At 68.8% G+C, this 18,050-nt stretch carries 19 protein-coding genes and 1 pseudogene; 11 read left to right on the forward strand and 9 right to left on the reverse strand.

What is annotated here, in order from left to right:
- Nucleotides 1–45: 45 nt before the first annotated feature.
- Nucleotides 46–240 carry a hypothetical protein gene (locus ACFU5V_RS20415; RefSeq protein WP_005240831.1) on the reverse strand — a complete coding sequence of 65 codons (195 nt, stop codon included), beginning with the start codon at nucleotides 238–240 and terminating at the stop codon, nucleotides 46–48.
- 262 nt (nucleotides 241–502) lie between these two features.
- Here ACFU5V_RS20415 and ACFU5V_RS20420 point away from each other — a divergent pair, with 262 nt between their 5' ends.
- From ACFU5V_RS20420 to ACFU5V_RS20430, 3 genes are read left to right on the forward strand one after another with little or no spacing between them, the layout of a single operon-like run.
- The gene (locus ACFU5V_RS20420) at nucleotides 503–856 is read left to right on the forward strand and encodes a DUF952 domain-containing protein (protein ID WP_378701460.1); all 354 of its coding nucleotides are present in this window, start codon (nucleotides 503–505) and stop codon (nucleotides 854–856) included.
- A gap of 47 nt (nucleotides 857–903) precedes the next feature.
- Nucleotides 904–1,386, forward strand: a complete 483-nt coding sequence (locus tag ACFU5V_RS20425) for a cation:proton antiporter regulatory subunit (protein ID WP_005240833.1) — start codon at nucleotides 904–906, stop codon at nucleotides 1,384–1,386.
- Between the two features lie 7 nt (nucleotides 1,387–1,393).
- Nucleotides 1,394–2,566, forward strand: coding sequence for a cation:proton antiporter (locus ACFU5V_RS20430; RefSeq protein ID WP_378701462.1), 1,173 nt, complete (start codon nucleotides 1,394–1,396; stop codon nucleotides 2,564–2,566).
- Nucleotides 2,567–2,648: 82 nt separating this feature from the next.
- On the opposite strand, the gene ACFU5V_RS20435 is transcribed toward ACFU5V_RS20430, so the two are convergent.
- The gene (locus ACFU5V_RS20435) at nucleotides 2,649–4,022 is read right to left on the reverse strand and encodes an RNA polymerase sigma factor (RefSeq protein WP_378433178.1); all 1,374 of its coding nucleotides are present in this window, start codon (nucleotides 4,020–4,022) and stop codon (nucleotides 2,649–2,651) included.
- Between the two features lie 121 nt (nucleotides 4,023–4,143).
- Nucleotides 4,144–4,896 (reverse strand): polyphosphate--glucose phosphotransferase, encoded by a 753-nt coding sequence (gene ppgK / locus ACFU5V_RS20440; RefSeq protein WP_378701464.1) that lies wholly within the window; start codon nucleotides 4,894–4,896, stop codon nucleotides 4,144–4,146.
- Nucleotides 4,897–5,057: 161 nt separating this feature from the next.
- Here ppgK and ACFU5V_RS20445 point away from each other — a divergent pair, with 161 nt between their 5' ends.
- Nucleotides 5,058–5,978 carry an inositol monophosphatase family protein gene (locus ACFU5V_RS20445; protein ID WP_378701466.1) on the forward strand — a complete coding sequence of 307 codons (921 nt, stop codon included), beginning with the start codon at nucleotides 5,058–5,060 and terminating at the stop codon, nucleotides 5,976–5,978.
- Nucleotides 5,979–5,985: 7 nt separating this feature from the next.
- Here ACFU5V_RS20445 and cei read toward each other — a convergent pair whose 3' ends face one another.
- Entirely contained in the window at nucleotides 5,986–6,675 is a 690-nt protein-coding gene (cei, locus tag ACFU5V_RS20450; RefSeq protein ID WP_378701468.1) for an envelope integrity protein Cei, read from the reverse strand.
- A 483-nt stretch (nucleotides 6,676–7,158) separates the two neighbouring features.
- Here cei and ACFU5V_RS20455 point away from each other — a divergent pair, with 483 nt between their 5' ends.
- On the forward strand, nucleotides 7,159–7,461 hold the full coding sequence (locus ACFU5V_RS20455) for a DUF4193 domain-containing protein (protein ID WP_005240850.1): 303 nt from the start codon (nucleotides 7,159–7,161) through the stop codon (nucleotides 7,459–7,461).
- Between the two features lie 46 nt (nucleotides 7,462–7,507).
- On the opposite strand, the gene ACFU5V_RS20460 is transcribed toward ACFU5V_RS20455, so the two are convergent.
- A complete protein-coding gene (locus ACFU5V_RS20460) occupies nucleotides 7,508–7,978 on the reverse strand; it encodes a DUF3093 domain-containing protein (RefSeq protein WP_378433182.1) in 471 nt (156 codons plus the stop codon).
- Nucleotides 7,979–8,064: 86 nt separating this feature from the next.
- Here ACFU5V_RS20460 and dut point away from each other — a divergent pair, with 86 nt between their 5' ends.
- Entirely contained in the window at nucleotides 8,065–8,586 is a 522-nt protein-coding gene (dut, locus tag ACFU5V_RS20465) for a dUTP diphosphatase (protein ID WP_378433173.1), read from the forward strand.
- A gap of 2 nt (nucleotides 8,587–8,588) precedes the next feature.
- Nucleotides 8,589–9,464 (forward strand): DUF3710 domain-containing protein, encoded by an 876-nt coding sequence (locus ACFU5V_RS20470; RefSeq protein ID WP_378701470.1) that lies wholly within the window; start codon nucleotides 8,589–8,591, stop codon nucleotides 9,462–9,464.
- A 28-nt stretch (nucleotides 9,465–9,492) separates the two neighbouring features.
- Here ACFU5V_RS20470 and ACFU5V_RS20475 read toward each other — a convergent pair whose 3' ends face one another.
- Nucleotides 9,493–10,206: an alpha/beta fold hydrolase gene (locus ACFU5V_RS20475; RefSeq protein ID WP_378433170.1), complete on the reverse strand. Its 714-nt coding sequence runs from the start codon at nucleotides 10,204–10,206 to the stop codon at nucleotides 9,493–9,495.
- A gap of 136 nt (nucleotides 10,207–10,342) precedes the next feature.
- On the opposite strand from ACFU5V_RS20475, the gene ACFU5V_RS20480 reads away from it, so the two are divergent.
- Both ACFU5V_RS20480 and ACFU5V_RS20485 read left to right on the forward strand, forming a co-directional pair.
- Nucleotides 10,343–10,720: an OB-fold nucleic acid binding domain-containing protein gene (locus ACFU5V_RS20480; protein WP_043825920.1), complete on the forward strand. Its 378-nt coding sequence runs from the start codon at nucleotides 10,343–10,345 to the stop codon at nucleotides 10,718–10,720.
- A 28-nt stretch (nucleotides 10,721–10,748) separates the two neighbouring features.
- A complete protein-coding gene (locus ACFU5V_RS20485; RefSeq protein ID WP_378701472.1) occupies nucleotides 10,749–11,429 on the forward strand; it encodes a DUF3159 domain-containing protein in 681 nt (226 codons plus the stop codon).
- Nucleotides 11,430–11,506: 77 nt separating this feature from the next.
- On the opposite strand, the gene ACFU5V_RS20490 is transcribed toward ACFU5V_RS20485, so the two are convergent.
- Both ACFU5V_RS20490 and ACFU5V_RS20495 read right to left on the reverse strand, forming a co-directional pair.
- Entirely contained in the window at nucleotides 11,507–12,166 is a 660-nt protein-coding gene (locus tag ACFU5V_RS20490) for a TrkA family potassium uptake protein (protein ID WP_015890497.1), read from the reverse strand.
- Between the two features lie 64 nt (nucleotides 12,167–12,230).
- Nucleotides 12,231–12,896, reverse strand: coding sequence for a TrkA family potassium uptake protein (locus tag ACFU5V_RS20495; RefSeq protein ID WP_218268419.1), 666 nt, complete (start codon nucleotides 12,894–12,896; stop codon nucleotides 12,231–12,233).
- A gap of 162 nt (nucleotides 12,897–13,058) precedes the next feature.
- On the opposite strand from ACFU5V_RS20495, the gene ACFU5V_RS20500 reads away from it, so the two are divergent.
- Together ACFU5V_RS20500 and ACFU5V_RS20505 are read left to right on the forward strand one after the other, a co-directional pair.
- Nucleotides 13,059–15,053: an APC family permease gene (locus tag ACFU5V_RS20500; protein ID WP_378433165.1), complete on the forward strand. Its 1,995-nt coding sequence runs from the start codon at nucleotides 13,059–13,061 to the stop codon at nucleotides 15,051–15,053.
- 13 nt (nucleotides 15,054–15,066) lie between these two features.
- Complete coding sequence (locus tag ACFU5V_RS20505; protein WP_378701474.1) at nucleotides 15,067–16,335, forward strand: class I SAM-dependent RNA methyltransferase; 1,269 nt, start codon at nucleotides 15,067–15,069, stop codon at nucleotides 16,333–16,335.
- Between the two features lie 42 nt (nucleotides 16,336–16,377).
- Here ACFU5V_RS20505 and ACFU5V_RS20510 read toward each other — a convergent pair.
- A pseudogene (locus tag ACFU5V_RS20510) lies at nucleotides 16,378–17,969 on the reverse strand (zinc ribbon domain-containing protein).
- Between the last annotated feature and the right edge of the window lie 81 nt (nucleotides 17,970–18,050).

Below are 18,050 nucleotides of genomic sequence, written 5' to 3' on the forward strand. Positions count from 1 at the left end.
GTGCTGAAAGAGGTGAGCCTGGGACGGGTCACCCGGGCTGACGTATCAGATTGCAGCTTCGGCTTCGGACACGATCGTGGCGTTCATCTCGCGAAGACGGTCTGCGTGCTCGTTGGCGTGGTGACCGCAGAAGAGCAACTCTCCTCCGGTCGGAAGGACCGCGCGAACGCGGGCTCCCGCACCGCACCGGTCGCACCGGTCGGCTGCGGTCAACGGGGGGCTGGTCAGTGTTCCGGGCATGACTCCTCCGTACTGGCTTTTCGACTGATGCCGAGTGCCTGGGGCCTTGGTCCGCCGCGTCGGGGGTGGCGCGGTGGATCTACTCTGTCAGACGTTTGGGGTTTACGCGTTGTTCCCGACGGCGTTTCTCAGTGTTGCATCACACACGAAATCGGCCCGAAACGTGCGGACAACGACGTGACGAGCACCGATGCGAACAGACCGATCGGTCCGAGTTCGCTGACAGCTGATTCGATTTCGGGCGTGACGCTAGTCTCGCCCTGTGAAATCCGAAGACCAGCTCGTTCACATCTGCAGCCGCGACGAATGGCGCACCGCGGAACGCGAAGGCGCTCGCGTGCCCGCCACGTACGCCGCGGACGGATTCGTGCACCTGTCCACACCCGCCCAGGTGCACCTGCCCGCCAACCGATTGTTCGCCGGACGCACGGACCTCGTCCTCCTCAGACTCGACCCCGACGCCCTCGGTTCGCCGGTGACGTGGGAGCCGGGCGTGCCGGCCGATCCGGCGTCGATGCTGTTCCCGCACCTGTACGGGCCGCTGCCCGTCGCGGCGGTCACCGCCGTCGAGGAGTACCGCCCCGAGGCCGACGGAACGTTCCCCGCCCGGCACTGACGCGAGCCTTCCGCGGTTGGTCACCCCCATCGGACTACCGTGGAGGCATGAACGTTGAAGTGACGCCACTACCCGGTATCGGGGTGCGTAAGGACTTCGAACTCGCCGCCGGTCGCCGCATCGGTGTCATCACCCATCGCGACGGCCGCACGGACCTCATCGTGTCGAAGGCCGACGACCCCGACGCCTGTGCCGCGTCGGTGCCGCTCACCACCGAGGAAGCGGCCGTGCTCAGCAATCTGCTCGGCGCACCGCAACTGGTGGCGCAGCTGGAAGAGGAACACCGGGACCTGCCCGGCATCCGCACCAAGCAGCTGTACATCAAGGAAGACTCCCGGTTCGACGGCCGCCCGCTCGGCGACACCGCGATGCGCACGCGCACCGGTGTCTCGATCGTCGCGGTCATGCGGGCGGGCCAGGTGTACCCGTCGCCGAAGCCCGACTTCCTGCTCACCTCCGGCGACCTGCTGGTCGCCGTCGGAACCACAGACGGACTGGACGCGTCAGCCAAGCTCCTGGCCAACGGCTGACAGACCCGTGAACACCACCACGCTCGCGCTCATCGAACTGGGCGCGGTGTTCTTCGCGCTCGGCCTGCTGGGCCGTCTGGCAGCTCAATTCGGGATGTCGCCGATCCCGTTCTATCTCCTCGGAGGCCTGTGCTTCGGCAGCGGCGGATTCGTCAACCTCGGCGACATCAGCGAGTTCAGCCACCTGGCGAGCGAGATCGGGGTGGTCCTCCTCCTGCTGCTGCTGGGGCTCGAGTACACCGCGTCGGAACTCGTCACCGGCCTGCGGCGGTCGTGGATGGCCGGTGTCGTCGACGCCGTCCTCAACGCCGCGCCCGGAGCGGTCGTCGCACTGATGCTCGGGTGGGGACCCACCGGTGCCGTCGTCATGGCCGGCGTCACCTACATCTCGTCCTCGGGCATCATCGCGAAGGTGCTGAGCGACCTGGGACGGCTCGGTAACCGCGAGACGCCGGTCGTGCTGTCGATCCTGGTGTTCGAGGACCTCGCGATGGCCGTGTACCTGCCCATCCTGACGGCCCTGCTCGCCGGCGTCAGTTTCGCCGGTGGACTCGAGGCGGTGGCGATCTCCCTCGTCGTGATCTCCGTCGTCCTCGTGATCGCGCTGCGGTACGGCCGCTACGTGTCCGCGCTGCTGGACAGCCCGGACAGCGAGACCCTGCTGCTGAAGCTGCTCGGTGCCGCGCTGCTCGTGGCGGGGATCAGCTCGGCGATGCAGGTCTCGGCGGCCGTCGGCGCGTTCCTGCTGGGGATCGCGATCTCCGGCACGACCGCCCACAACGCGAGCCGCGTCCTCGAGCCGCTCCGCGATCTGTTCGCGGCGATGTTCTTCGTGGTGTTCGGGCTCAACACCGATCCCCGGGCGATTCCGCCGGTCCTCGGCTGGGCCGTGCTGCTCGCCGTCGTCACCGCGCTGACCAAGATGGTCACCGGCGCGTGGGCGGCGAAACAGCAAGGGGTCGGGCGGCTGGGCCGGGCCCGCGCCGGGGTCGCGTTGATCGCGCGCGGCGAGTTCTCGATCGTCATCGCCGGGCTGGCGTTGTCGGCGGGCGCCGTGGAGAGCGAACTCGTGGCACTCGCCACCGCGTACGTGCTCCTGATGGCCGTCATCGGCCCGGTGGCGGCACGGGTGGTCGAACCGGTGGCGGGCGCCTGGCTCCGGGTGCGCACCACCGCCTGACGGGCGGCCGCCGGATGCCCGGCGCACGGACGACGATGCCCCCGGACTCGCGCGGAGTCCGGGGGCATCGCGATCTGGTGCGTCAGTCCAGGTAGTCGCGCAGCACCTGCGACCGCGACGGGTGGCGCAGCTTCGACATGGTCTTGGATTCGATCTGGCGGATGCGCTCACGCGTGACGCCGTAGACCTGTCCGATCTCGTCGAGGGTGCGGGGCTGCCCGTCGGTCAGGCCGAAGCGCAGACGCACGACGCCCGCCTCACGCTCGGAGAGCGTCTCGAGCACCGACTGGAGCTGGTCCTGCAGCAGGGTGAAGGACACGGCGTCGACGGCCACGACGGCCTCGGAGTCCTCGATGAAGTCGCCGAGCTGACTGTCGCCCTCGTCGCCGATGGTCTGGTCGAGGGAGATGGGTTCACGCGCGTACTGCTGGATCTCCAGCACCTTCTCGGGCGTGATGTCCATTTCCTTCGCGAGCTCTTCGGGCGTGGGCTCACGGCCCAGGTCCTGCAGGAGTTCACGCTGGATTCGGCCGAGCTTGTTGATGACCTCGACCATGTGCACCGGGATGCGGATGGTGCGGGCCTGGTCGGCCATCGCGCGGGTGATGGCCTGACGGATCCACCACGTGGCGTAGGTCGAGAACTTGTAGCCCTTGGTGTAGTCGAACTTCTCGACGGCACGGATGAGGCCCAGGTTGCCTTCCTGGATCAGGTCCAGGAACGCCATGCCGCGGCCGGTGTAGCGCTTGGCCAGCGACACGACGAGCCGGAGGTTGGCCTCCAGAAGGTGGTTCTTGGCGCGGTTTCCGTCGCGGCAGATCCAGCTCATGTCCCGGCGCTGGGCGGCGGGCAGCTTCTCGCCGGAGTCGGACAGCTCCTGCATGATCTGGGTCGCGTACAGCCCGGCCTCGATCCGCTTGGCGAGCTCGACCTCCTCTTCGGCATTGAGGAGGGCGACCTTGCCGATCTGCTTCAGGTAGGCGCGGACGGAGTCTGCGGACGCGGTCAGCTCGGCGTCCTTGCGGGCCTGGCGGAGCGCTTCGGACTCCTCCTCGTCCCACACGAAGTCGCCGGACGCCTTGTCCTTCTCGGACGGCTCCTCGGTCTCGTCGTCCTCGCCGACTGCGACGACCTCCACGACATCGGATTCGACCTCGGCGAGGTCGCCCTCGGTGATGTCGATGTCTTCCATGTCGGCGGAATCCTCGTCGAGGTCCTCGCCGTCCGCACCCTTACCGGCCGTGGCCTTCTTGCCGCCCGCCTTCTTCGCCGCTGCCTTCTTGGCGGGGGCCTTCTTCGCTGCTGCCTTCTTGGCGGGGGCCTTCTTCGCCGCTGCCTTCTTCGCGGGAGCTGCCTCGGCTGCCGGAGCGGTGCCGGTGGCTGCCGCTGCGACTGGTGCTTCCGGTCCTGACTCTGAAGTCGAATCAGCAGTCTGACGTGTATCGGTGGCTGCCACGTACGCCCTTTCGTGACGGTGTCGTGCGGCGTCACGCCAGAGTGGTCATCCGGCGGAGAGGTCTACTGGTTTCGCCGGCGCGCAGCCGGGCTCTTCCATTGTAACGACCCATCCGAAATAGTTACGGAGCGATGCCCGTTTCGACCGCGAGCGCAGCACCGACGATTCCCGCCGTGTTGAGCAGCGCAGCAGGTACGACGGGTGTCCTGTTGGTCAGATGGGGGATCCACTTCTCGTGTTTGCGGCTGATTCCGCCGCCGGCGATGAACAGATCAGGCCACAGGAGGTTCTCGAACCGGGTGAGGACCCGGCTGACCTCGGCGGCCCATTCCTTGTACGACAGATCCTTCTTCTCCTTCACCGAGGACGCCGCCCGGTGCTCGGCCTCCTTGCCGTCGACCTCCATGTGGCCGAACTCGGTGTTGGGAAGCAGCACGCCGTTGTGGAGGATCGCCGAGCCGATGCCGGTGCCGAACGTCAGGAGGATGACGACGCCCTTCGCGTCCTTGCCTGCGCCGAGTGCGTCCTCGGCCATCCCCGCGGCGTCCGCGTCGTTGAGGACGGTGACGCGCCTGCCGCCGAGTGCGTCCGAGAACAGCGCCCGCGCGTCCGTCCCGATCCATCCCTTGTCGATGTTCGCGGCGGATCGTGCGACGCCGCCGGTGACGACGCTCGGCAGAGTGATACCGACCGGTCCGTCCCATCCGGCCTGGCGGATGATCTCCGCGACGGTCTTCGCCACCGCCTCGGGGGTCGACGGCTGGGGGGTGAGGAGCTTGATGCGGTCGCCGATCAGCTCGCCGGTCCCGAGATCCACGACGCCGCCCTTGACGCCGCTGCCTCCGACGTCGACACCGAACCCCGTTTTGGTCATGGCGTGTGCTCCTCCGTGTCGACGACGACGTGTTCTCCGGGCGCGCTTCTGCTGCCCGTCACACTAGTGCGTCCACGCGGGTTCGGTGGGTGATGACGCGTGACGACGCCGTAACCCGGAAGGGGAGCGCGGAACGCCAGCGGTGGTGTGAGGCAGCGAAAGTGTGTTCCGATGGGTGTGTGCATGCACCCCAGAGTTCAGACACCGCGCCCGGCCACGTCGGCACCGATCCCAGACGACTGCTCGAGGTCGCCGTCGCGGTGGCCGAGGAGGCCGCCGCACACGTCCGGGCCCGGCGGCCCGAGGTATTCGGAATCGTCGGGACGCGAGCGGAATCCGGCGACGCCGTGGCGTCGAAGAGCACTCCCACCGACCCGGTCACCGTCGTCGACACCGAGAGCGAGCAGGTCATCCGCGACCGCCTCGCGGAGCTTCGCCCCGAGGATGCGATTCTCGGCGAAGAAGGTGGGGGAGAGGGCGATTCCGCCGCGGGAGTGCGATGGATCGTCGACCCGATCGACGGCACCGTCAACTTTCTGTACGGGGTGCCCGCGTACGCCGTCTCGGTGGCCGTCCAGATCGACGGAGTATCCGTCGCCGGAGTCGTGGTCGACGTGGCTGCGCGGTCGACGTACGCGGCGGTGCGCGGCGGCGGGGCGACCCTCACCGACGCCGACGGCCGGGTGAGCACACTGCGGTGCAACCCCGTCACCGACGTGTCGATGGCGTTGCTCGCCACCGGATTCGGATACGGCGCGGCCCGGCGCAAGGTTCAGGGCGCCCTCATCGCCGACATCCTGCCGAGGGTGCGGGACATTCGCCGGATCGGCTCGGCGGCCCTCGATCTGTGCATGGTCGCGGCGGGCCGTGTCGACGCCCATTTCGAACACGGGCTCAGTCCGTGGGACTGGGCGGCGGGCTCGCTGATCGCGACCGAGGCGGGCGCCCGCGTGCGGATCCCGTCGCCGCACACGTCGAGCGCGGACGGTGAAGTGGTGGTGGCCGCGGCCCCCGGCATCGCCGACGCGCTGGACGCCCTGTTCGCCGAGATCGGGGCGGACACCCCGATCCCGGAGGGGTGACCGGCGGTCAGCAGCGGGCGGTGCGCGCCGCCTTCAGGAGGTCGATGTCGAGAGGTGCGGGCTGGGTGCCGGGCGGCGGATCCTTCAGGGACCGCAGCACCTCCTCCGCGTCGGCGTTCGGCGAGATCTTGCGGAAATAGGTTCCGAGGGCCAAGTCGACCGTGTCGTCGGCGCGGGTGTCCTGGATGAGTTCGGCGCACGGGGCCACCAGCCAGAGCGCGCTCGCCGCGGCGGCGCCGTTCGGGCCGAACCGCAGCTGCCCCTGGCACTGCATGTTCTGGTCGACGTAGATCGGGTCGTTGCCCGCCTGGACGTCGGGGGCGCTCGCGAACCCGTAGTCGCTCAGCTGGGCCGCCACCTGCGCCGCCTGGCCGTGTTCGCCGTTGGCGTTGAAGACGCGCACCTTCGTGGCGGACAGCGCGGCGGGCTCCACGTCCCGCAACGTCGACCCGTCCACCCTCTCGCCCAGCGGCTGCGGCGGCGGGGCCGCGGGGTCGACCGGCTGCGCCGCCGGTTGCGGAAGATTGCAGTCGACGGTCGCGGCCAGATCCTCGTCGTCGCCGAGCACGCCGATCCATGCGACGGCGCCGAGCAGGGCGAGGACCGCGAACACCACGAGGATCGGCATCGCCCGCCGCCGCCGGAACGGACGACCCTTGTCGTCGAGCGGGCTGCCTTCGGTGATCAGTGAAACCACAGTGTGCCTCGACCTCTCCTACGAACCGCGCTTCGAACGTTGTCGCCCGTCCAGCGCACCGATACAGGGCCCGGCCACACGTCGTGGCGCAGGTTCGGCACCTACCTTAGATCCCTGCGGCGTCATAACCCCGAACCCGTCCCCGTTGTGGAATGTCACAGCTTGCTGTGGTGTTGGTGACGATTAGCAGACAATTTGCGCGATCGGTCGATTCGGTTACGACTTTTGTACTTCCTTCGGCTACTGTCTGGCGGCCCCAGTCGTTCAAAGCGTGCAGAACGAGGGTCGGCAGAAGATGACAAAAGAGGCGTAGATCATGTTTCCGGAGCCTGGTGTCCGGGCACGAATCCATCCGCTGCAGCGCCCTGCAGCCGCAGGGTGTGATCTGCGCCGAGGCGGTTTTCGTGTGGACAGGTCGACCGGTGATCGGTTCGGCGCGCCGCACGGGCCGGGATACACGGAAGAAGATGAGGGGAAGGCGACATGGCAACTGACTACGACGCACCGCGGCGAACAGAGTCCGACGAGGTTTCGGAGGATTCGCTGGAGGAACTGAAGGCGCGACGCAACGAGGCTCAGTCGGCTGTTGTCGACGTCGACGAGTCCGACACCGCGGAGTCGTTCGAACTGCCCGGCGCGGATCTGTCCGGTGAAGAACTGTCGGTGCGGGTCGTACCGAAGCAGGCCGACGAGTTCACGTGTTCGAGCTGTTTCCTGGTGCACCACCGCAGCCGGCTCGCCAGTGACGCGGGCGGAGTGCTGGTGTGCAGGGACTGCGCGGCCTGACCGGCGGCGAGTTCGCGAGGCGGACGGTGGGAGGCCCACCGTCCGATCAGTCTCCGTCCGTCTGCGGCCGGGCACGGTCGAGTGCGGCCAGCAACTGCGCGGGCCGGCGCGTGCTGATCAACCAGTAGGGGGTCGGGTCCTCGGGGTCGTCGAGCACGATCAGCGCCATCGGCTTGACCCAGACCCGGTGTTGCACGAACGCGGCGGGGTCGAGCTGACGGCCGAGAGCCGCACTCTTCGCCGAACCCGGAACCTCGGCGACCCGCGCGATGACGTCCACCGGCAGATGCGCCTGTCCGACGCGCAGGTGGACGCCGCCCGGTTCCTCGACGACCTCCACGCGCAGGCGGCTGAGCCAGACGAGCCCCCACACGGGTAGTGGCAGCAGCAGGACGTACGGCAGCCATGCGCGCAGGCCGGGCGCACCCATGTGCACCTCCGCGGCAAGCAGCCCGGCGACGAACAGGCCCACCGCCCACCACCAGACGGGCACCCACAGGCGCTCCGAGTACAGCACGGGCGAGGCGTTATCGGTGGGCGCGACTTCGGGCCGGGACGTTTCTGACACCCGACCAGGATAGTCGGTCTCTGAGAGTAGGCTCGGTGCACGTGAGCGACCTATCTCCCGGCCATTCTCCCGCCGCGACCCCCACCATTCCGCCCGTCGCCCTCCAGCGGCTGGACCCGGGCATTCCGGTTCCGCAGCGCGCGCACGACGGCGACGCAGGTGTCGACCTCTGCAGCACCACCGATGTGATCATCGAGCCGGGACGCCGCGTCCTCGTCGGAACCGGCATCGCGGTCGCGCTGCCGCTGGGCACCGTCGGGCTGATCCACCCCCGATCCGGGCTGGCAGCCAAATCGGGATTGTCGGTGGTCAACACCCCCGGCACCATCGACGCGGGGTATCGGGGCGAGATCAAGGTGTGCCTGATCAATCACGACCTCGAGACCCCGATCGAGATCCGGCGGGGCGACCGGATCGCCCAACTGCTCGTGCAGCGAGTCGAACTGGTGTCCTTCGTCGAGGTCGCGTCCCTCGACGGCACCACCCGCGGCAGCGACGGACACGGGTCGAGTGGAGGCCACGCCAGCCTCGTCGGCAATGCCAGTGAAGGAGCCTGATCATGTTCGGACGTCGTAAGAAGGCGGAAGCCGAGGCCGACCGGCCCGATTTCTTCGAGGACGCCGAGACGCAGGACGCCGACGACTTCGACGCCGCGGACTACGAGGACGACTACGACGCCGTGACCGAGGTGGACGGCGGTCCGTACGACGCCGACGACCTCGAGTCGGGCGCCGACCTCACCGTCGGCGAGGTCGGGACCCGCCTCGACCTCGGTTCGGTTCTCGTGCCGATGCCGCAGGGCGCCCAGTTGCAGGTCGAGATGGCACCCGACGGTTCGCCGCAGGCCGTGCATCTGGTCACCCAGCACGGGCGCATCACGGTGGCCGCGTATGCGGCCCCGAAGTCGCCCGGTCAGTGGCGGGAGGTCGCCGGCGACCTCGCCGAATCCCTGCGCAACGACAACGCGACGGTGAGCGTCGAGAGCGGACCGTGGGGACGTGAGGTGTTCGCCGTCACGCCGAACGCCGACCTGCGCTTCATCGGCGTCGACGGCTACCGGTGGATGGTGCGCTGCGTGGTCGCGGGACCGAGCGGTGGCAACACCGCCGACTCCGAACTCGTCGCGACCGCCCGGGCGATCCTGCGTGACACCGTGGTGAAGCGGGGAAACGAGCCGAATCCGGTCCGGACCCCGCTGCCGGTGGTGCTGCCCGAGGCCCTCGCCCAGCAGCTGGCCGCCGCCCACCAGCAGCAGCTGGCGCAGCAGCAGGGCGGTGCCCCGCAGCAACCGGCCCCGCAGCAACCGGCCCCGCAGCAACCGGCGCAGCAGCAGGCTCCGGGCCCGCAGGGCGAGCAGCAGCCGCCGCAGGCCCCGGCTCAGCCGCAGCAGCGTCGCGGCGAATCGGGTTCGGCGATGCAGCAACTCGGTCGCTGAGTCCGCGTCCGGTGGGGGACCGCGACGCTCAGGCCGTGTGCAGGACCGAGTCCAGGGCACTGAGGCACGTGTAGCCGAGGACCGCCGGGTCGGCACCGATCTCGTCCAGTGTCACCGTGACGAGACCCGCGTGCGGTAGTCGTTCGGACCAGGTCCGGGCGACCTCGAGGGGGTGCACGGCGTCGTCGGTGGCGGCGGCGATGCCCACCGGCACCGTGATGCGCTCGAGGTCGTCGAGACCGGGCGCGTGGTACCGCGCCGCCTCGTCCAGCGCCGCGGGGAGGTGCGGCCACTGGGATCGCCAGGATTTCGCCAGTTCCCGGCCCAGCCACGGCGGGCTGGAGGCGATCATCTCGGCGGTGACCTGTTCGAGGCCGTCCGCCCGCAGCCGGGCGGCGGTGAACCGGGCGCTGGCCGCGGCGGGGGCGTCCGCGGCGGTCCCGGTCCACGCGGGCAGCGCCGCGAGTACCCCCGCGACGCGATCCGGGTGTGATCCTGCCCACTGCAAACACACCGCGGCGCCGATGGAGACCCCTCCGACGAAGATCTTTCCGTGCTGCGCGGCGGCGCCGTCGAGTGCGTCGAGATAGCTGCCGACGACCCGCCGGGGATCGGGTTCGACTGCGACCGTACGCACTCCACGGCTGGTCAGGGGCTCGGTGAAGGCACGGGCGACGAAGTCCGCATCGGACCCGGTACCGGGGAGCACGACGGCCACGGACGGCCGGTCATCAGAGGGCATGAGTTGATCCTGCCTGGTGTGTCACAGCGGCCTTCCGGTGGTGTGGTTGCGGGGAACCAATGGGTCTACAGTGGCGAATACACAGCCCTACGAGCGGCGCGAAGATCTCGCGTCGCACATGCTCCAGGAGCGCGCAATGGCACCCGCCACGGCAGGATATTTTCGTCGGCTGACTCGAAGGCTCACCGAGGACCTCGAGCAGCTGGACGCCGAGGAAATGGCCGAGACGTCTCAGGCGTCCGGCGCACAACGTGCCTGCGACTGCAGCCGCGGTGAAGAGGTCACCATGCTGGGACGGCTCCGCAGCGTCGAAGCCTGTCCGAAGTCCGGAAACGCCAGCATCGAAGCGGAATTCTTCGACGGCACGGAACAGATCAAGCTGGTGTGGATCGGGCGGCGGCGAATTCCCGGTATCGAGCCGGGGAAGACCCTGCTCGTGCGCGGACGTGTCGGTGAACGTGACGGCCAGAAGGTGATCTTCAACCCGTATTACGAGCTGCGCGGCGACTCGTAGGGTCCGCCTCGTGTGGCACTCTCGTTGAGTGACCGAAACGAAGCAGCAATCCATACTCGACCAGCTCGGTGGTATCAGCGGGCTGATCTATTCGACCCTGCCCATCCTGGTTTTCGTTCCGGTCAACGGTGTGTGGGGTCTGGGCCCGGCGATCTGGGCGGCGCTCGGCGTCGCCGTCGCCATCCTCGTCTGGCGTCTCGTCCGCCACAGCCCCATCCAGCCCGCGGTGTCCGGGTTCTTCGGCGTCGGCATCTCCGCGTTCATCGCCTACCGCACGGGCGATGCCAAGGGGTACTTCCTGTTCGGCATCTACACGAGCCTCGCGTACGGGGCGGTCTTCCTGGTCTCGATTCTGGTGCGGTGGCCGCTCGTCGGCCTGATCTGGGGTTTCCTCAACGGCCACGGCAACCTGTGGCGGCGCCATCGCGGCGCGGTGCGCGCCTACGACGTGGCCACGGCCGCCTGGGCGCTGGTGTTCGCGGCCCGGTACCTCGTGCAGTCGCAGCTCTACGATTCGGACCAGACCGGCTGGCTCGCGTTCGCCCGCATCGCGATGGGCTGGCCGTTGGCCGGATTGGCTCTCCTGGTGACGATCTGGGCCGTGCGCCGCGCCGACCGGATCGTCGAACCGGGACCCGCCGAGGACGTGGGCGCACCGACGGACGACACGGAAGCGGGCGGCCCCCGCGAGGAACCAGACCGCCCCTGACCGGTTCCTGATGCAGGACCGTCGGGACGCTCACCGGTTGCGCGGGAGACGAATTCGGCGTTGGTCGCGCCGGGCGGCTACGAGAGCCCGACCGCCGCGCGCAGGTCGTCCTCGACGTCCACCGCGGCGACGAACAGCAGTTCGTCACCGCCCTCGAGCGGATCGTCCTGCTGCGGCACGATGACTCGTCCGCCGCGGAGAATTGTCACCAGCGCGGCGTCGCGGGGCAATTGCAGTTTCCGGACGGGTTTCCCGGCGAGGGGAGTGTTGTCGGGCAGCGTGACCTCGACGAGGTTGGCCTGCCCCTGGCGCAGTGTCATCAGCCGCACGAGATCGCCGACCGACACCGCCTCCTCCACCAGCGAGGCGAGCATCCGGGGCGTGGACACCGCGACGTCGACGCCCCAGGACTCGTCGAACAACCACTCGTTGCGCGGATCGTTGACGCGGGCGACCACGCGGCTGACCCCGAACTCGGTCTTCGCGAGGAGGCTGAGGACGAGGTTGGCCTTGTCGTCACCGGTGGCCGCGATCACGACCTCGTAGGTTTCCAGGGAGGCGGCCTCGAGGCTGCTCAGCTCGCACGCGTCGGCGTGGACCCAGGTCGCCTCGGGCACCGACTCCTGCTCGACGTGCTCGAGTTTGCGCTCGATCAGCATGACGTCGTGTTCGCTGCGGACCAGTTCGCGCGCGATCGAGCGTCCGACTGCGCCGGCTCCTGCGATTGCGACTCTCATCGATTGTTTCCGTTCGGGTGGTCGATCGTGAACATTCTCACTGCCGTCTCGGCTCGAAGCCGTCTCAATTGTCCGAAGGCGGGGGATTGCCCGCCAGTGCCACGGCCTCGGCCACCGTTCCCGACACGGCCGCGATGTACACCTGGTCGTCGGCCTGGAAGACCGTCTTGCGGTCGGGCAGGACACCGGTGCCGAAGCGGATGATGAACGCGACCCGCGAATTGGTCGCCGCCTCCAGTTCGGCGACGGGCCTGCCGATCCAATCCTCGTGCAGGGACAACTCGGTCACCGCGACGGTTCCGGACGGGTCGCGCCACTTGGCGGTCTGGCTGTCCCGGGTGAGGGTGTGCAGGAACCGGTCCGTCGACCACGGGACCGTGGCGACGGTGGGGATCCCGAGCCGCTCGTACACGGCGGCGCGCTTGGCGTCGTAGATCCGGGCGACGACGCGTTCCACACCGAACGTCTCGCGGGCGACCCGCGCGGAAATGATGTTGGAGTTGTCGCCGGACGACACGGCGGCGAATGCCTCCGCGCGCTCGATACCGGCCTTGACCAGCACGTCACGGTCGAAACCCATGCCGACGACGGTGTGTCCGGGGAAGTCGGGTTCGAGACGCAGGAATGCGGCGGGATCGCGATCGATGACCGCGACCTCGTGGCCGATCCGGGTCAGCGAGCCGGCGAGGGATGAGCCGACCCGGCCGCATCCCATGATGACCACATACACCTTGTACTCCGTTTCTGGGCTCCGGTTTCACGTCTCGAGTACGTGCGTGCCGAATCGAACCGTACAGTGCCCGGACGGAAGAGCAACCGGGACAGAGATCGCAATCCGGACACATTGGTGGGTGAGGGTCCAGGTTTTCTGCGGACGGCTTACGCTTTGGCAGTGTCAAAGCTCTCGACCGCCACAAAGCGGCTACTGCTAGGCAGACCCTTCCGGAGCGACAAGCTCGGGCACACGCTGCTTCCCAAGAGGATCGCCCTCCCCGTCTTCGCGTCCGACGCGATGTCGTCGGTGGCGTACGCCCCCGAGGAAATCTTCCTGGTGCTGTCGGTGGCGGGCATCTCCGCCTACGCCTACACCCCCTGGATCGGGCTCGCCGTCGCCGCCGTGATGGCGGTGGTCGTCGCCAGCTACCGGCAGAACGTGCACGCCTACCCGTCCGGTGGCGGCGACTACGAGGTCGCGACCGTCAACCTCGGTCCCACCGCGGGTCTGACCGTCGGCAGCGCCCTGCTGGTGGACTACGTGCTCACGGTGGCCGTGTCCATTTCGTCGGCGGCGTCCAACATCGGTTCGGCGGTCCCGTTCGTGGCCCAGCACAAGGTGCTGTTCGCGGTCGCGGCCATCGTCCTGCTGACCGCCATCAACCTGCGGGGCATCCGTGAATCCGGTGCCGCCTTCGCGATCCCGACGTACGCGTTCATCGCCGGCATGGCGCTGATGCTGCTGTGGGGCTTCGTGCAGATCTACGTGTTCGGCGACGACCTGCGGGCCGAATCGTCCGGGTTCGAACTCGAGGCCGAGGACTCCCACCTGTACGGGATCGCGTTCGCGTTCCTGATCGCGCGGGCCTTCTCGTCCGGGTGTGCGGCACTGACCGGTGTCGAGGCGATCAGCAACGGTGTTCCGGCGTTCCAGAAACCCAAGTCGCGCAACGCGGCGACGACGCTGCTGCTGCTGGGATCGATCGCCGTCGTGTTGCTGATGGGCATCATCATCCTGGCTCAGAAGATCGGGATCGTGTACGCGCACAGCCCAGCCGAGCAACTGATCGGCGCCCCGTCCGGCTACCACCAGAAGACGCTGATCGCGCAGATCGCGGAGACGGTGTTCGGCGGTTTCCCCATCGGGTTCTACTTCATCGCCATCGTGACGGCCCTGATCCTGGTGTTGGCCGCGAACACGGCCTTCAACGGCTTCCCCGTGCTCGGCTCGATCCTCGCGCAGGACCGCTACCTGCCGCGTCAGCTGCACACCCGCGGCGACCGCCTGGCGTTCAGCAACGGCATCCTGTTCCTGTCCGGGGCGGCGATCGCGTTCGTCGTCCTGTTCGGCGCCGAGGTGACCAAGCTGATCCAGCTGTACATCGTCGGCGTGTTCGTCTCGTTCGTGCTCAGCCAGACGGGCATGATCCGGCACTGGACCCGGCACCTGAAGACCGAGAACGATCCCGCGTCGCGCCGGCGGATGCAGCGCTCCCGGGTGATCAACTCGATCGGCCTCGCCATGACCGGGGCCGTCCTGATCATCGTGCTCATCACGAAGTTCGCGGCAGGCGCCTGGATCGCGATCGTGGCCATGGTCGCGATCTTCGTCGTGATGAAGATGATCCGGAAGCACTACGACAGCGTCGCGCGGGAACTCGAGGAACAGGAATGGGACGGGGTACTGCCCAGCCGCACGCACTCCATCGTCCTGGTCTCCAAGTTGCACATGCCGACGATGCGGGCACTCGCCTACGCGCGGGCGACACGGCCGGACACGCTCGAGGCGATCACCGTCAATGTCGACGAACCCGACACCCGGGCGCTCGTGCGGCGGTGGGAGAAGAGTGACATCGCGGTGCCGCTCAAGGTGATCGAGTCGCCGTACCGCGAGATCACCAAACCCGTGCTCGACTACGTGCGCCGCGTCCGGAAGGACTCGCCGCGCGACGTCGTCACCGTGTTCATCCCCGAGTACGTGGTGGGCCACTGGTGGGAGCAGATCCTGCACAACCAGAGTGCGCTGCGGCTCAAGAGCCGGTTGCTGTTCCAGCCAGGGGTGATGGTCACCAGCGTTCCGTGGCAACTGAATTCGTCCGAGAAGGCGAAGACGCTGAACATCGAATACACGGCCGGGGCCTCGCGCCGCGGCTACGAACCCGACGACAAGTGACGGACGAGAAGCGTTGAGTGAGAACTGGTCGGACCGCCACCTCGAGCTGCGGCTGGGAAATCCGGGGCACGGCGGGTTCGTCGTCGCCCGCCACGAGGGCCGTGTGGTCTTCGTCCGCCACGGTTTGCCGGGCGAGCGGGTGATCGCCCGGGTCGCCGAGGACCGCGGCGGGTCCTACTGCCGGGCCGACGCGATCGAGATCCTCGACGCGTCCCCGGAGCGGGTCTCCCCGGTGTGCCCGGTGTCCGGCCCGGGTGGCGCGGGCTGCTGCGATTTCTCGCACGCGAGCCTGCACCTGCAGCGGGACATGAAGTCGCAGGTCGTGGCGGAGCAGTTGGCGCGGCTCGCGCACCTGCAGCGGGATGTGGTCGTCGAGGAACTGCCCGGCACGGGGGACGGCACGGGCTGGCGGACTCGGGTGCGGCTGGCCGTCGACCCGGGCGGCCGTCCCGGCTACCACCGGCACCGCAGTTCCGGAATCGTGACGGACCTCGCGTGCCCGCAGATCGAGGCTGCCGCCTACGACGGTGTGGGCGAACACGATTGGAAACCCGGCAGCGAGGTGCAGATCGTTCTCGACGGCGCGGGGGAGAGGCACGTGGTCGAGATCGCACCGCCGAAGGTGTCGCGGACCGGCCGCACGAGTCCCGGCCGGCGCGGTGCCATGGCGCGGCGGGCCGCCGGCGGTGCACCGCGCGCGGAGCGGGTGGTCTCGGGATCGGGCCGCCCGGTGGAGCGGGTCCGCGACCGGGAATGGGAACTGGCCGCCACCGGGTTCTGGCAGGCACACCGCGGGGCCGCCGAGGCGTATTCGGCGGTGGTCTCCGAATGGGCCGGGCTGTCCGCCGGAGACACGGCATGGGACCTGTACGGGGGAGTCGGCGTGTTCGCCGCCGCTCTCGCCGGGGGCACCGGGCCGTCGGGGCACGTGGATTCCGTGGAGTCCGCGCGCCAGGCCGTGGCGGACGGCAAGGCCGCGCTCTCCGACCTCCCGCAGGTGCGCTTGCACGCCGACCGGGTCGAGCGCGCGATCGCCGGGTTGGCCTCCCCGCCACGGGTCGTGGTGCTCGATCCGCCGCGTGCGGGTGCGGGACGTGAGGTGGTCGAGGCGGTCGCCGCCGCCGGCGCCGAACGGGTGGTGCACGTGGGGTGCGACCCGGCGTCGTTCGCCCGCGACATCGGCCTGTACCTCGGGCAGGGATATCATGTCGACCAGTTGCGCGCGTTCGACGCGTTCCCACTCACCCATCACGTGGAGTGCATCGCGTTGCTGACGCGCTGACGAAGTTCTTTACCGAACGCAACAATACGTATAGTCGAGCGTCTACGTAGATCTCATACTATCTACCACTGGTGTGGCGTTTGTTGGAGATGTACGCGTGTCACGGCTACCCGCATCGTCTTGCGGTGGTGTGGGTTTGACCGTGTCCCACACCGACGCTCGAGGTGCAGGAACATAGCTGTTCGGAGTCACCCCCGCCCGAAGTGTCAGAGTGGGCAGGCTGCGGCGGACCCGGCGGTGCCGCGGTCTGCTCGGTGTCGGACTGGTCTTGCCCAGGGATGGCCGTACCGGCGCGTGCTCGGCGACCCGGATCGCGGGCAGCTGCCCCTGCCGCCGGGTCACCTTGCCTTTGCCGAGCAGGGCGCGTTTGGCCAGGTTGACCCCGGCGACGTGGTCGCGGTTGCCGCCGACCCGGCAACCCGAACACCACGCACTGTGGTAGCCGCCGGGTCGTGCCAGTGGTGCGTCGCAGCCCGGACACAGTGCGGAGGATCCGCGGGCCGGCACCGACACCACCGCGATTCCCACACCCCCGGCGGTGTGGGCGAGTGAGGTGACCGCCTTTCGGCGGGCGGACTGCGCGGCCCGATTGTTGTTGACCCGGCCGTGTCCGCGGGTCTCGAGGGTGCTGAGGTCTTCCACCGCGATCACCTGCGCGCCCGCCGCGGTGGCGTAGTCGGTGACCTGGCGGGCGAAGTGAAATCCCAGCTCCCGATTGATCCTGCCCCGTTTGACGCCCACCGCAGTCCGGTGCTCGTTGAGGACGGCGATCTTCTCCTCCGGTCGGGCGCGGACCTCGGGTTCGGCGTTGGTGGCGAGTTGCGTCAACCGGGCCGCCTTGCGGTGCAGCATCTGGCCTTCGGTCTGTAAACGGGCCAGTTTGGTCCCGAGGCCGCGGTCGTCGTAGGTGAAGCCCCGAAAGTCCTAGGACAGCCCCTCCGGGGTTTCGGTGGTGATGGCGGCGGCACCCAGGGTGGACGGTGACCAATCGACCCCGACCGCGACGGTCGCGGATCCCAGCTCGCAGTCGGGGACGAGGTCGGTCGCCGCGCACCGCCACAACAAACCTTTCCGGTCGAGGGCCAGGGTCGGCAGGTGCCAGTCGGTGATCGCCCGGCCGTGCAGGTGCGCGGGGATGGTGGCGGTCAGCCGGACCCGCCGCCACTGCGCCCGCCCCGCCGGGGCCGGGCAGGTGGGCAGCTCCACCGTCAACACCAGCTCGTCACCGGTGACGGTGATCTGCGCGAGCTGCCGATCGGCAGCAGAGAGTCGGGCCATCGCGTTCGTCTGCGGTGGTCCCTGGATGTCGGTGATCCGCAACCGGCCGGCCAGTGCCCCGCTGTCGGTGCGACGGGCGCGTGCGAGGATTTGGCGCCGCACCCCCCGGGCGAAACCCAATGGCGCAGCCTGCGGTCCTGGTGGTCCAGGCCGGCGGCGAGCACGTCGAACGTGACCGGATGCCACACCCGCGCCACCAACTCGGTGCCGGCCGCCGCGATCAGGTCCAGCAGCCACCCCACCCGGGTATCGACGTCGTCAAGACCAATCGACTCGCCGGTCACGTCGTCGACCGCCACGTGGGCGCGGGTGGTGAACGCGAACTGCCGCGGCGCAGTCGCTCCCGGCCCGGTCATGCCGGCCGACCCGGCGCCAGGAACAACCCGAATCAACCCGGGCTCATCCCTCTCCCGAGAAGAACCGCCATCGCCCGACAA

Source organism: Rhodococcus sp. NPDC057529, assembly GCF_042802055.1.
Classification (GTDB): domain Bacteria; phylum Actinomycetota; class Actinomycetes; order Mycobacteriales; family Mycobacteriaceae; genus Rhodococcus_F.